The sequence below is a fragment of the Vibrio sp. PSi01 genome, assembly GCF_054960695.1.
On the sequence record NZ_JBHNYN010000017.1, the window covers coordinates 1 to 13,874 of the forward strand.

Consider the following 13,874-nt stretch of genomic DNA (forward strand, 5'->3'; position numbering starts at 1 on the left):
TCCAACATCAATCCTAAGAAAGAAATTGGAGCGATACATCGGGTTCGAACCGATGACCTCAACCTTGGCAAGGTTGCGCTCTACCAACTGAGCTAGTATCGCAATCTGAAACGTCTTTCGCCGTTCAGGGCTGCGAATTATAAGAGCATTTTTTTGTGATGCAAGTCCTTAATGCAAAATTACGAAAGTTTTTACTCAACTGCTGTAAAAGCACACAGATTTGCAAAAAAATTGGCTCTTATGTCCCTGAAAAGTTAGATAAACGTGATCGTTTGATCTGATTAGATGTTAATAATCGTTTTTCGGTAGTACTGCAGCTCAGCAATCGACTCACGAATATCGTCTAATGCAAGGTGGCTTCCCGACTTAGAAAACCCATCTAACACTTCAGGTTTCCAACGGCGAGTCAGCTCTTTCAAAGTGCTTACGTCAACATAGCGGTAGTGGAAGTACTCTTCCAACTCAGGCATGTGTTTGTATAGGAAACGGCGGTCTTGACCAATGCTGTTACCACAAATCGGTGACTTACCTTTTGGTACCCATTTCTCAAGAAACTCAATGGTTTGTTGAATCGCATCTTGCTCTGAAACCGTGCTTTCTTGAATTCGCTTAACTAGACCACTGCCGGTATGAGTCGTTGTGCACCACTCATCCATCTTGTCCAATTCACTCTGAGGTTGGTGAATAGCCAAAACAGGTCCTTCAGCCAGGAGGTTAAGCTCACTATCGGTAACGATAGTCGCAATTTCAATGATTTTGTGAGTTTCAGGATCAAGTCCAGTCATCTCTAGATCAACCCAAATCAGGTTCTGATCGCTAAAGGACATAAGGCGTCGCCTATTTGTTTATGTGTAAAAGAGGTACTATACCCAAATAACTATACTCAAACTAGCTCTAGGGCCATCGAAATCATATGGCACCAGCAACACCTTGTTTGAGTCCCCAATCATCAAGTTAGATGTGTTAAGTGAAAAATTGTGGCTAAAAAAAAGAAGTTAACTAAAGGTCAGGTACGTCGTGTACGTAGCAACCAGAACAAGCGACTCAAGAAAGAAGATTCTATCCAATGGGATGAGAACATGCTTGGTGGCACAAAAAGCGGATTGGTCATTACGCGCTTTGGGCAACATGCTGATATCGAAGATCTTGAAACTAACGAAGTTCATCGTTGTAACTTACGCCGTAGTATCGAAACCTTAGTTTCTGGTGACCGAGTAACTTGGCGCGCAGGCTTAGAGTCGATGGCTGGTATTTCAGGTGTAGTAGAAGCGGTTGAGCCAAGAACTTCAATGCTGACTCGCCCTGATTACTACGATGGCCTAAAACCAGTTGCTGCAAACGTTGACCAAATGGTTATCGTATCGGCAGTGTTACCCGAGCTATCACTTAATATTATCGACCGTTACTTAATTGCCTCAGAAACCGTCAACATTGCCCCACTTGTGGTTCTCAATAAAGTCGACCTACTGACTGAAAAACAGATTGCTGAATACCGCGAAACACTGAAAGTGTACGAAAAAATCGGCTACAAGGTGATGTTTGTGAGTAAAGAGTCGGGTTACGGCATCAAAGAGCTGGAAGCTGAACTCAAAGATCGCATCAACATTTTTGTTGGTCAATCTGGCGTGGGTAAATCAAGCTTAGTGAATGCACTCATGCCAACACTAGATATCGAGGAAGGCGCCGTTTCTGAAAACTCAGGACTGGGTCAACACACGACAACGGCAGCACGTTTGTATCACTTCCCTTCTGGTGGTGATCTTATCGATTCCCCAGGGGTACGTGAATTCGGCTTATGGCATTTAGAACCAGACGAAATCACTGACGCTTTCATTGAATTCAAGCCATTTCTAGGTGGTTGTAAGTTCCGTGATTGTAAACACAATGACGACCCAGGATGCCTTCTACGTGAAGCAGTAGAAGACGGTAGAATCAGCCGTTTACGTTTTGCTAGCTACCATCGCATTATTGAAACCATGGCTGACAACAAAGATAACCGTCAATACTCACGAAGCAAGAAAGCCGATCTCTAATCGCGTTTTTGTGAACAAATGTGTGCATTTACTGACAATTGGCGTGAATTTAAGTAACATCTCGCGCCCTAAACCGTCATCGACAGATTTAATTGAAAAACAATTAGCATTGGAAAATTAATACAATGGATAAGATTAAAGTTGGATTGCAGTACTGGATCCCACAGCATGGGCTAACTCGCCTAGTCGGTAAACTGGCGTCTGCTAAAGCGGGTGGCTTAACGACAGCGATCATCAACTGGTTCATCAAGCAATACAAAGTAAACATGGATGAAGCTCTGCATAGCGATCCAAAACACTTTAAAACATTCAATGAATTCTTCGTACGTGAATTGAAAGAAGGCATGCGTCCTATTGCTGAAGGTGAGTCTGTTATTGTTCACCCTGCTGATGCACGCGTAAGCCAATTTGGCCCAATTACTGACGGCCAACTTATTCAAGCTAAAGGCCACAACTACTCAGCTCGCGAACTATTGGGCGGTGATTCAAGCCTAGCGGATGAGTTCAAAGACGGCGAATTCGCGACACTTTACTTATCGCCAAGTGATTACCACCGTGTTCACATGCCATGCGATGGCACACTGCGCCAGATGATCTACGTTCCTGGTGACCTTTTCTCTGTAAACCCGCTAACGGCAGAGAATGTTCCAAACCTATTCGCACGTAATGAGCGTGTGGTTTGTATCTTCGATACAGAGTTTGGCCCAATGGCACAGGTGCTGGTTGGCGCAACTATCGTCGGCAGTATCGAACAAGTATGGGCTGGCACTATCACACCACCTCGCGGTAACTCTGTTTACAAATGGGACTACCCTGCACAAGGTGATAAAGCAATCGTCTTGAAAAAAGGTGAAGAGATGGGTCGCTTTAAACTTGGTTCAACGGTTATCAATCTATTTGCTAAAGATGCCATCAAGTTTGACGAAACGATGCAGAATGGTGAGAAAACCGTTCTAGGCACCCCTTTCGCGCATATTGCAGGCAAAAACGCTGAAGTAAGTGAAGACGCGGCTGAAACAGTTGAGAACACAGACCAAGCATAGCTTCTTGAGTTCGTTCATAGACATTCTAAAGGCGCGTTATTTCTAGTAAATAACGCGCCTTTTTCGTCACTGACCATACTGTTCGTAGCGCTTCGTAACAAGTTAATAGCCATAAATAACAAGCTCATAGCCCTTCGTAACAAATACAGACCTCTTCATTAAAAAATTGACCAAAAACAAAACAATTGTCGAAACCTTCAACAACTTTTCGATTTTACAACCCGTCTCCAAGTACCAAAAATCCAGATAACTTACTCTATTTGAAGATATTTTATTCATAGGGTCTTTGTATCATGCCTAAACTCAATGTTGGCGTATTGGTCAAGCTATTGATTTGTTTTGCGATTCCCTTGGGCGTGCTATTCATGCCTATCGACTCGATCCCCATAGATAACCTCACCTTGATTCAGCACCGCTTACTGGCGATATTTCTATTAGCTGCGCTACTTTGGGTTCTGGAACCGGTTCCGGTATTCGCGACGTCAATCCTGATCATTGCACTTGAATTGGTGATGATTTCCGACAAAGGCTTACATTTATTCAGAAGCCCACCAGCAGGACACGATCTCGGTGAGTTAATCAAATATACCGACATATTCGGTGCGTTTTCGTCACCAATCATCATCCTCTTCATGGGTGGTTTTGCACTCGCTATCTCGGCATCCAAGTACGAACTCGACAACAACTTAGCCCGAGTACTGCTCAAGCCATTTGGTACAGAGCCGCGCTTCATTATGCTTGGCTTAATGCTGATTACTGCCGTGTTCTCGATGTTTATGTCGAACACCGCGACCACAGTCATGATGCTTGCTCTACTAGGCCCAATCGTGGCTTCTGCGCCTAAAGGCGACATGGGGATTAAAGCACTCGTGTTGTGTATTCCAATTGCGGCCAACACCGGTGGTATCGCCACTCCAATCGGTACACCGCCCAACGCAATAGCATTGCAGTATTTAACTGGCGAAAACAGTATCGACTTCTTAAGTTGGATGATGATGGGCTTGCCCTTCGTAATCATTCAACTCACTATCGCTTGGTTCCTTCTTCAGAAACTCTTTCCTTCCAAGCAGAAGAACATGGTACTCAAGCTCAATGGACAGTTTAGAAAAAGTTGGCGAGCGATTGTCGTTTACATCACCTTCGCCGCAACGATTCTGTTGTGGATGACGACAAAACTGCATGGTATGAACACCTACGTAGTCTCTATTATTCCACTGGCCGTCTTTACACTGACCGGCATCATGGGCAAAGAAGAACTTAAGCTAATTAACTGGGACGTGTTGTGGTTAGTCGCCGGTGGTATCGCGATTGGTATCGGTTTGGATAAAACAGGCTTAGCGGCGGCATTGGCACACGCGATTGACTATGAATCGCTCTCACCTGCAGCTGTGGTACTGACATTGTCTATCGTGTGTTGGTTAATGGCGAACTTCATGTCGAACACCGCGACGGCCAACTTACTGATGCCTATTGCCGCTGCGATCGGCGCATCGATGGAAAGCTTAGTCGCAATTGGTGGCCTACAAGGCTTGCTGGTTGTGGTCGCCTTCTCCGCCTCACTGGGTATGATTCTTCCGGTATCGACACCGCCCAACTCGTTGGCTTACTCAACCGGGCTTATCGAAAGCAAAGACATGGCGAAGATGGGTATCATCTTAGGTATCGTAGGCTTATTAATGGTCTACATCGCGCTGTTTATTATCACCTAACACGGCTTATTATCACCTAACACGGCTTATTATCACCTAGCACGTTAACTTTTCACTACAGCCCTCCAGATAGCAGTCCTAATTTCGCTAGCTGGAGGGTTGATCAGTTTTCAATCGATAAATAACTGTGATTCCACTTCACTGTTTGTCAAAAAGTAGGATCGATATATTTAGAATTTATGATTTTAAGCACATTTATTCCACTTGAGAGAGCGGCACTATACACGCATCAAAGACACGTCAATTCACCATTAAGTACGTAATTAGGTTTTTGTCTAATAGAGAGGAATGGACCTTGAGACATACTATTAAATTTAAAATTCAGATCGCCATTGCGATCATTATCGCCGTTGTGAGTGGTACCCAAGCTTGGATATCGGTTAATCAACTCACTCAAGAAACTGAAATCGCGATCAACCAAGAAATGAAAAATGTCAGTGTTGGCACCACAAATTATATTGCTGATTGGCTCTCCATCCGTAGTGATATGATGCTTGCCAATGAATCGACCATTTCAAGCAATAGTAATTCTGACCGCGAGTTATTAATCACCAAACAAGCCGGGCAATTCCTGTCTGTTTATGCAGGGTTCAGCGATGGCACAATCGCTTATGGCGACAAAGGTGAAGATTGGCCAGCAGGCTACGATCCACGTACCCGCCCTTGGTATCAAGATGCCAGCGCAACATCAGACCTCATCATTACCGAACCTTATCAAGATTTTGACGGCAGTATCGTCATCAGCTTTGCCAAAGCATTCAACGGTGAAAAACAGGGCGTCCTCGCGGCGGACTTAACCGTTACCAGCATTATTGATACCGTACTCAATGTAAAACTCGAGAACGATGGTTTTGCATTTTTAGTGGATGGTAACAACAACATCGTGGCGTACAGTGATGAAGCCTTGAGTCAAAAACCCCTGACCAGTTTGAATCCGGAACTAACAACCAGCAAGGTGTCACAACTACTCCAAGACCAAATGATCACTACGCTAACTTGGCCTGGTCAAGGCGATAAACTGGTCTATATTGCCAATGTCCCGAACACCGATTGGTCGCTAGGTATTGTTATCGATAAAGAAATGGCGTTTTCTGCAGTATCCGATGCCATTCAATTCATCACGCTGACCTCTTTGATTTTGTACATCATCATTTCAATAGCGAGTACCGTGGTTATCAACCGCCTACTTTCTCCATTACAAACACTGTCTACAGCGCTGACTCAACTCGCTCAAGGCAGAGGTGACCTCACCCAACGTATTGATATCACACGTATGGATGAGATTGGCAAACTTGCCGAGCTTGTGAACCAGTTCTTGAGTCAAATGCAAAGCATGTTGAAAGGCGTCATAGAGCACAGCCACGACCTCAACAACCATGCAGAAAAAGCCAATCAACTGGCCACTCAATCTTCTATCCGAGTTGAGAATCAACAAAACGACATCAACCAGATTGCGACTGCGATTCATGAGATGTCGGCCACCGCAGCCGAAGTCGCTAGCCATGCCGAATTAACCGCATCCGCCTCTCAGGCATCTGCGACCGCTTGTAATGAAGGCCAAGAAGTCATTCAACAAAACCGTGATGCGATTACTGGCCTCGCAACTCAAGTTGAAGACGCCGCCAATGTGATTCGTGAATTAGAGAGTAATGCGCAAAGCATCAACCAGATCCTATCCACCATTCAGGGCATTGCCGAGCAAACTAACCTGTTGGCATTGAATGCAGCGATTGAAGCCGCCCGTGCAGGTGAACAAGGTCGCGGGTTTGCCGTTGTGGCCGATGAAGTACGAGTACTAAGTCAACGAACGCACGGTTCGACCGAAGAAATCCGCGTGATGATTGATACGCTGCAAAAGAATACTCAACATGCCGTTGAAAGCATGACCACCAGCACTCAACTGGCAGAGAACAGTGTTGGCTTCGCAGAACAAGCCCATGGCAGCCTGACTAAAATCACTCATGCGATCACTGAAATCAACGACATGGCGCTGCAAATCGCCAGTGCTGCAGAAGAGCAACGCGCGGTAAGCGAAGACATCAGCCGTAATACGCAAGGCATCAAAGATGCCTCTGACGATCTTGCGCAGCAAGCAGAAAGCAGCCGCAACAGTTCAAATGAAATGAGCAATGCAGCAGAGTCGATGCGCCAAGATGTGGAGCGCTTTAAGGTGTAACGCGTCATTAATCACATCAAGCTAAGCCGAACTGTCCACGTTCATGGTTCTTTTGTTAAGAATCACTTTGTTCTCAGTTCGGTTTGATGCATATTGATGAGCTAATTTATCCCAGACACAAGGACGTTAATGACATGGGATTTGAATGGTTAGCTCTAGCCGCCGCTTTTCTATGGGCGATAGCGAGCCTGATGTCAGTAAAACCCGCTCAACACTTAGGTTCTTTTGCCTATAGCCGATGGCGTATGGGTTGCACCGCAATCATCTTATCGAGCATGGCTTGGTTCACAGGTGGGTGGTCAAGTGTCGAAGCCGACCTCGTCACACCTATGATGCTGTCTGGCCTGATTGGTATCTTCATTGGTGATACCGCCCTATTCGCGTGCTTGAATCGCATGGGGCCACGCCAAGCCGGTTTGCTGTTCTCTTGTCACGCGGTATTTTCCGCGATTCTCGGCTACTTCCTGTTTAGTGAAAGCATGACTTCGGTTGAGCTTATTGGCTCAGCGTTGGTGTTTAGTGGGGTATTAACCGCCATCTTCTTTGGTCGTCGTGGACAAGCGAAAAACCAGCTCGAAACCATCAAAGGCACAGTGTGGATTGGCGTTGCTCTGGGAATTACAGCCGCTATCTGCCAGGCGCTAGGTGGCATCATTGCAAAGCCGGTAATGCAAACCAACATCGACCCTGTCGCCGCTTCAGCCATTCGAATGATCACCGCCTTTGTGGCTCACTCTCTGTTTCGTTTAACGGGCGCTAAACTTTCACGCGCAATCAACCCAATGAATAAACAGATATTCGCAATTACTGCGGTTAATGGCTTTTTAGCGATGGCCGTGGGAATGACACTGATTTTGTATGCGTTGCAGGAAGGCAATGTCGGTATGGTCGCACTGTTATCTTCGACCACACCCATCATGTTGTTACCAATACTCTGGTTGTACACCAAACAGAGGCCAAATGCCTACGCTTGGATAGGTGCCATTGTTGCCGTGGTGGGCACTGGGATTCTGGTCAACTAGTGGGTACAGGTATTTTGGTCAGATAGAGCACCGGGATTCTGGTCAGCTAGTGAAGCGAGTTGGAAGCTGAGAGTTAATAGTTAATGGTTAATGGTTAATAGTTAATGGTTAATAGTTAATGGTTAATAGCTAATGACCATTAACTCTCAATAAAAACAAAAGCAAAAAGCTAAGAACGCGGGAACGGAAAAGCCGTCACGTCATCGATATGGTCGTAGCCCAAAGCCAACATGATCAGACGATCAATACCTAAAGCAACACCTGCACAGTCTGGCAAGCCCGCTTTTAATGCCTCAATCAAATGATGATCAATCGGTTGAGGCGATAATCCCATCTCGATACGTTTTGCATTGTCATCTTCAAAGCGCTTAAGTTGCTCTTGCGGTTTATCTAACTCGTGGAAGCCGTTAGCTAACTCGATGCCTTTGAAATACACCTCAAAGCGATCCGCGACTCTTGAGTCATCAGAATTGATCTTGGCTAACGCTGCTTGCGATGCCGGGAAATCATAAACAAAGGCCGGAACATCTTGGCCTATTTTCGCCTCTACCCCAATACTGAAAAGAAGCTGTAATAGCGTATCGCGATCTTCTTCAGGATCCGCAATATCACTTAACCCAAGTGGTGCAGCCGCTTGCTTCAGCGTATCCATCGAGTCTTCCAGCGGACAAACACCCAACACATCAATAAAGGCTTGCTGGTAAGTCATTCGCTCCGCTTTGTCAGACTTGAGAATTTGCTGCAATAGGAGGTCCATTTCGTCCATCAAATCGTGGTGATCAAACCCCACGCGATACCACTCCAACATGGTGAACTCAGGGTTATGATAACGACCATTTTCTTCGTTACGGAAAGACTTACAAATTTGGTAGATACAACCACTGCCCGCCGCTAACAGTCGTTTCATATGAAACTCTGGGCTCGTCATAAAGAACAAGGGCTGACCGTGCGCATAACCCGGCCCTACGAATTCAGTTTTGAAGGTATGTAAATGCACGTCCGTCACCGTGGCGTGACTCATGGCTGGCGTATCCACTTCCATCACGTCTCGCTTTGCAAAAAAATGACGGATTTGATTAAGGATATCAGCACGTTGCTTTAACTGCTTAATGGTTGCGGCAGGTTGCCATGTGGAGTGCATTATTAAGTTCCATATCACTGAATTCTAGGCGACGAAAATTACCACTTTTCGTCTCTTTTGTAAGCTTCTATCTTTGCCTTATCAAACCAGCATGTTTTTTTGATGAAGCCAGAAAATTACGTACTACAATACATTTACTAATATTTAGCCGCTAGCCACATTGATAACAAAAATCATACTCAACAAGCCGTTAACACGACTCTTGTGGGGGAATCGTTATCAACAATTCATTGCCGTGATTGCAGTCACATAACCTATAATTTCTATGCCCCCATATGCATTACCGACCTAAAAACCCAAATACATCAACTTTTAGAATACCTTCCTCTCGTACACTGAACCTACCACTTAAGGCTTAGAGGTGATAAGCGGTTGATACCGTTTACGTACTATTAGTTAGTAAGTGCTATCGATTAGTAAGTGCTCTCAATAAGTAAGTACTGCCAATTAGTAAGTGCTACCAATAAGCTTTTTATAATTACAAGCGGAATACTCCGCATCACACTGGAGAATAACTGTGAAGACAATTACCACAGATATCGCAGTCATCGGCGCAGGCGGCGCTGGTCTTCGTACAGCTATCGCTGCGGCTGAAGCTAATCCTGAATTGGAAGTAGCACTGATTTCTAAAGTTTACCCAATGCGTTCGCACACGGTAGCAGCAGAAGGCGGTTCAGCAGCAGTAATTAAAGACGAAGATAGCCTAGATAACCACTTCAACGATACTGTTGGCGGTGGCGACTGGCTATGTGAACAGGATGTTGTTGAATACTTTGTTGAAAACTCGACTCGCGAAATGATCCAAATGGAACAATGGGGCTGCCCATGGAGTCGTAAAGAAAACGGTGAAGTAAACGTACGCCGATTCGGCGGTATGAAGGTAGAGAGAACGTGGTTCGCAGCGGATAAAACTGGCTTCCACATGCTTCATACTCTGTTCCAGACTTCGATGAAGTACGACACAATCAAACGATTTGATGAGTACTTTGTGGTGGATTTGATCGTTGAAGATGGCGAAGTACAAGGCCTAATCGCGATTCACATGTCTGAAGGTGAGCTTGTTACCATCAAAGCAAAATCTGTTGTTCTAGCAACGGGTGGCGCAGGTCGTGTTTACCACTGTAATACCAACGGCGGCATCGTAACTGGCGACGGTATGGCAATGGCTTATCGCCACGGTGTACCACTGCGTGATATGGAGTTCGTTCAATACCACCCAACAGGCCTACCAGGCACTGGCATCTTGATGACCGAAGGTTGTCGTGGTGAAGGCGGTATCATCGTCAACAAGAACGGCTACCGTTACCTCCAAGATTACGGCATGGGCCCTGAAACTCCAGTGGGCGAGCCGAAAAACAAATACATGGAACTGGGTCCTCGTGACAAAGTTTCTCAAGCATTCTGGCACGAGCAGCAGAAAGGCAACACCATCAAGCACCCGCTTGGTGATGTCGTACACCTTGACCTTCGCCACCTTGGTGAAGAGTACCTGCAAGAACGTCTACCGTTTATCTGTGAGCTAGCAAAAGCGTACGTAAACGTCGACCCAGCAAAAGAGCCAATCCCAATTCGTCCGACCGTTCACTACACCATGGGTGGTATTGAAACTAACGGTACCTGTGAAACTCGCATTAAAGGTCTATTCGCTGTTGGTGAATGTGCTTCAGTTGGTCTGCACGGTGCAAACCGTCTAGGTTCTAACTCTCTGGCTGAGTTCGTTGTATTTGGTCGCGTAGCGGGTGAACAAGCCGTGAAACGTGCAGCAGAATTCAAAGGCTGGAATGAAGAGTCTATCGCGAAGCAAGTGAAAGCGGTTGAAGATCGCATCGCAGGTCTACTAAGCCAAGAAGGCGATGAGAACTGGGCTGATATCCGTACTGAAATGGGTCACACCATGGAAGCGGGTTGTGGTATCTACCGTCAAGAAGACTTGATGCAAGAAACCATCGACAAAATCACTGAGCTAAAAGCACGTTACAAAAAGATCAGCATTAAAGACAAAGGCCAAGTGTTCAACACGGACCTACTTTACGCTATCGAAGTCGGCTACGGTCTTGAAGTTGCTGAAGCGATGGTTCACTCAGCTATTCTTCGTAAAGAGTCACGCGGTGCGCACCAACGTCTAGACGACAACTGCACAGAACGTGACGACGTGAACTTCCTGAAACACTCTCTATCGTTCTACAACGAAGATGCAGCACCAACCATCGACTACAGCGGCGTTAAGATTACTAAATCTCAACCTAAAGCTCGTCTGTACGGTGAAGCTGCTGAGAAAGCCGCTGCCGCTGAAAAAGCAGCAGAAGAGAATGCGAAGAAGAGCGAAGAGGAGCAAGCATAATGTCAGCGAATCGAATCCAAAAAATTGAAATCCTGCGTTATGACCCTGAGCAAGATGCAGAACCTCACTTTCAAACCTTTGAAGTTCCGTTTGATGAAACCATGTCAGTACTTGATGCGATTGGTTACATCAAAGATAACCTAGATAAAGACCTGTCTTACCGTTGGTCTTGTCGTATGGCGATTTGTGGTTCTTGCGGCATCATGGTTGATGGCGTGCCAAAACTGGCGTGTAAGAGCTTCTTACGTGATTATCCAAACGGCTTCAAAATTGAGCCATTGGCTAACTTCCCAATCGAGAAAGATTTGATTGTCGACATGACACCGTTCATCGAGCGCCTTGAAGCGATCAAGCCTTACATCATCGGTAACGACCGCAAACCAGAAGACGGCACCAACATCCAAACTCCAGAGCAAATGGCGAAGTACAAACAGTTCGCTGGCTGCATCAACTGTGGTTTGTGTTACGCGGCGTGTCCTCAGTTTGGTCTAAACCCTGAGTTCATCGGCCCTGCAGCTCTTACTCTGGCTCACCGTTACAACCTAGATAGCCGTGACAACGGTAAAGCTGAACGCATGAAGCTGATCAATGGTGAAAACGGCGCTTGGGGTTGTACGTTCGTTGGTTACTGTTCTGAAGTTTGTCCGAAGAAAGTAGACCCAGCAGCGGCCGTTAACCAAGGCAAAGTTGAGTCTTCAATGGACTTCGTTATCTCGATGTTCAAGCCAGATGGATCGCAAGTAAAATCAGCAGAGGAGGCATAAGATGAGCAAACGTAAACCTTATGTTCGTGAGATGAACAGAACGTGGTGGAGCAACCATCCGTTCTACCGCTTCTACATGTTACGTGAAGCAACTGTACTGCCTTTGATTCTGTTCACTGTATTCCTAACCTTCGGTTTGGGTTCATTGGTGAAAGGCCCTGAAGCATGGGCAGGTTGGTTAAGCTTTATGGCTAACCCTGTTGTTATCGGTATTAATATCGTGGCGCTACTGGGCAGCTTAATGCACGCTCAAACCTTCTTCAGCATGATGCCTCAAGTAATGCCAATCCGCCTTAAAGGTAAATTGGTTGATAAAAGAATCATCGTATTGACTCAGTGGGCAGCGGTCGCTTTCATTTCTTTAATCGTTCTTGTTGTGGTGTAAGGAGCTTTCGTTATGAACACAAATTACAAAGTGAAACCTGTTAACCACGATCCTAAACGCTCTGATGAGCCAATCTGGTGGGGCCTATTTGGCGCTGGCGGTACTTGGTTCGCGATGATCACACCTATCACGATTCTAGTGTTAGGTATCTTAGTGCCAATGGGCATTATCGATGCTGACGCAATGAGCTACGAGCGTGTGTCTGAATTCGCCACCAGCATTATCGGTGCGCTATTCATCATCGGTACGCTGGCACTGCCAATGTGGCATGCAATGCACCGCCTTCACCACGGCATGCACGACCTTAAGTTCCACGTCGGCGTTGCTGGTAAAGTGGGTTGCTACTTCTTCGCAGGCCTAATCAGCGCACTGTCTGTTATCTTCATTTTTATGATTTAACAGTTAAGAGCAGATTCGAGTAATCGAGATTCAAAGCACTTAAGAACAGAAAATCGAAAGCAGAGCTAGGTTATCCAGCTCTGCTTTTTTATTGTTTGTCGAATACCACGCATCTAGCTCACTCGCTCCTGAGCTTCCCGCGCTTCGTATCTCGCATCTCGGTTACTCGCATTTGCCCCTACCGCTTCTCCCGATCGCCAGATACAAAAAAGGCCGCGATAAGCGACCTTTTCTATTTCACTGAGCCACCTTAAACAAGATGGACACAATCAAATTACTTCACACGACCAACGTATTCGCCAGTACGAGTATCAACTTTAACAACTTCACCGATAGCGATGAATAGAGGTACACGAACAACCGCGCCTGTTGCTAGAGTTGCAGGTTTACCACCCGTACCCTGTGTATCGCCTTTAAGGCCAGGATCAGTTTCAGTTACTTCGATCTCAACAAAGTTTGGCGGAGTAACAGTGATAGGGTTATCATTCCACAACGTTAGAGTACAAACGTCATTTTCAACTAACCATTTTGCTGAGTCAGCGACTGCTTTTACGTCTGCTGCGATTTGCTCAAATGTTTCGTTGTTCATGAAGTGGTAGAATTCGCCATCGTTGTATAGGTAACCTAGTTCAACGTCAACAACATCTGCAAGCTCAAAGCTTTCGCCTGATTTGAATGTTTTCTCTAACACTTTGCCTGACAGCAGTTTACGAAGTTTTACACGGTTAAACGCTTGGCCTTTACCTGGCTTAACGTATTCATTGTCGATAATTGCGCAAGGCTCATTATCTAACATGAATTTTAAACCGCCTTTGAATTCATTGGTGCTTACTGACGCCATGATTTTCTCTTCCACATCTT

Annotated in this window: 12 protein-coding genes and 1 tRNA gene; 9 read left to right on the top strand and 4 right to left on the bottom strand. The window is 45.7% G+C overall.

Features of this window, described 5'->3' with window-relative positions; translation table 11 throughout:
• Positions 1 to 26 precede the first annotated feature (26 nt).
• Positions 27 to 102, bottom strand: a tRNA-Gly gene (locus ACFI6G_RS18120).
• A gap of 179 nt (positions 103 to 281) precedes the next feature.
• Positions 282 to 827 (bottom strand): oligoribonuclease, encoded by a 546-nt coding sequence (orn, locus tag ACFI6G_RS18125; protein ID WP_462710386.1) that lies wholly within the window; start codon positions 825 to 827, stop codon positions 282 to 284.
• Positions 828 to 977: 150 nt separating this feature from the next.
• Here orn and rsgA point away from each other — a divergent pair, with 150 nt between their 5' ends.
• From rsgA to ACFI6G_RS18150, 5 genes are all read left to right on the top strand, one after another.
• On the top strand, positions 978 to 2,033 hold the full coding sequence (gene rsgA, locus ACFI6G_RS18130) for a small ribosomal subunit biogenesis GTPase RsgA (RefSeq protein WP_010434062.1): 1,056 nt from the start codon (positions 978 to 980) through the stop codon (positions 2,031 to 2,033).
• Positions 2,034 to 2,158: 125 nt separating this feature from the next.
• On the top strand, positions 2,159 to 3,076 hold the full coding sequence (asd, locus tag ACFI6G_RS18135) for an archaetidylserine decarboxylase (RefSeq protein ID WP_010434059.1): 918 nt from the start codon (positions 2,159 to 2,161) through the stop codon (positions 3,074 to 3,076).
• Positions 3,077 to 3,369: 293 nt separating this feature from the next.
• Entirely contained in the window at positions 3,370 to 4,785 is a 1,416-nt protein-coding gene (locus ACFI6G_RS18140) for an SLC13 family permease (RefSeq protein ID WP_016790130.1), read from the top strand.
• Between the two features lie 295 nt (positions 4,786 to 5,080).
• Complete coding sequence (locus ACFI6G_RS18145; protein ID WP_010434053.1) at positions 5,081 to 6,961, top strand: methyl-accepting chemotaxis protein; 1,881 nt, start codon at positions 5,081 to 5,083, stop codon at positions 6,959 to 6,961.
• Between the two features lie 134 nt (positions 6,962 to 7,095).
• Positions 7,096 to 7,983, top strand: coding sequence for a DMT family transporter (locus ACFI6G_RS18150; protein ID WP_065612690.1), 888 nt, complete (start codon positions 7,096 to 7,098; stop codon positions 7,981 to 7,983).
• Between the two features lie 169 nt (positions 7,984 to 8,152).
• Here ACFI6G_RS18150 and epmA read toward each other — a convergent pair whose 3' ends face one another.
• Positions 8,153 to 9,124 carry an elongation factor P--(R)-beta-lysine ligase gene (gene epmA, locus ACFI6G_RS18155; RefSeq protein ID WP_016793743.1) on the bottom strand — a complete coding sequence of 324 codons (972 nt, stop codon included), beginning with the start codon at positions 9,122 to 9,124 and terminating at the stop codon, positions 8,153 to 8,155.
• Between the two features lie 517 nt (positions 9,125 to 9,641).
• Here epmA and frdA point away from each other — a divergent pair.
• Genes frdA through frdD form a run of 4 tightly spaced genes read left to right on the top strand, consistent with a single transcriptional unit; the run spans position 9,642 to position 13,013 of the window.
• Positions 9,642 to 11,465 carry a fumarate reductase (quinol) flavoprotein subunit gene (gene frdA, locus ACFI6G_RS18160; RefSeq protein ID WP_010434045.1) on the top strand — a complete coding sequence of 608 codons (1,824 nt, stop codon included), beginning with the start codon at positions 9,642 to 9,644 and terminating at the stop codon, positions 11,463 to 11,465.
• Complete coding sequence (locus ACFI6G_RS18165; RefSeq protein WP_016787274.1) at positions 11,465 to 12,229, top strand: succinate dehydrogenase/fumarate reductase iron-sulfur subunit; 765 nt, start codon at positions 11,465 to 11,467, stop codon at positions 12,227 to 12,229. The genes frdA and ACFI6G_RS18165 overlap by 1 nt, the downstream gene beginning before the upstream one ends.
• Before the next feature lies 1 nt (position 12,230).
• On the top strand, positions 12,231 to 12,614 hold the full coding sequence (gene frdC / locus ACFI6G_RS18170) for a fumarate reductase subunit FrdC (RefSeq protein ID WP_010434039.1): 384 nt from the start codon (positions 12,231 to 12,233) through the stop codon (positions 12,612 to 12,614).
• Between the two features lie 12 nt (positions 12,615 to 12,626).
• Positions 12,627 to 13,013, top strand: a complete 387-nt coding sequence (gene frdD, locus ACFI6G_RS18175; protein WP_010434036.1) for a fumarate reductase subunit FrdD — start codon at positions 12,627 to 12,629, stop codon at positions 13,011 to 13,013.
• Positions 13,014 to 13,287: 274 nt separating this feature from the next.
• On the opposite strand, the gene efp is transcribed toward frdD, so the two are convergent.
• Entirely contained in the window at positions 13,288 to 13,854 is a 567-nt protein-coding gene (efp, locus tag ACFI6G_RS18180) for an elongation factor P (RefSeq protein WP_009847919.1), read from the bottom strand.
• Positions 13,855 to 13,874 lie beyond the last annotated feature (20 nt).

Coding starts and splice junctions, on each gene's coding strand:
- orn (WP_462710386.1), bottom strand. CDS start 827: ATGTCCTTTAGCGATCAGAACCTGATTTGGGTTGATCTAGAGATGACT.
- asd (WP_010434059.1), top strand. CDS start 2,159: ATGGATAAGATTAAAGTTGGATTGCAGTACTGGATCCCACAGCATGGG.
- ACFI6G_RS18140 (WP_016790130.1), top strand. CDS start 3,370: ATGCCTAAACTCAATGTTGGCGTATTGGTCAAGCTATTGATTTGTTTT.
- ACFI6G_RS18150 (WP_065612690.1), top strand. CDS start 7,096: ATGGGATTTGAATGGTTAGCTCTAGCCGCCGCTTTTCTATGGGCGATA.
- epmA (WP_016793743.1), bottom strand. CDS start 9,124: ATGCACTCCACATGGCAACCTGCCGCAACCATTAAGCAGTTAAAGCAA.
- ACFI6G_RS18165 (WP_016787274.1), top strand. CDS start 11,465: ATGTCAGCGAATCGAATCCAAAAAATTGAAATCCTGCGTTATGACCCT.
- frdC (WP_010434039.1), top strand. CDS start 12,231: ATGAGCAAACGTAAACCTTATGTTCGTGAGATGAACAGAACGTGGTGG.
- frdD (WP_010434036.1), top strand. CDS start 12,627: ATGAACACAAATTACAAAGTGAAACCTGTTAACCACGATCCTAAACGC.
- efp (WP_009847919.1), bottom strand. CDS start 13,854: ATGGCGTCAGTAAGCACCAATGAATTCAAAGGCGGTTTAAAATTCATG.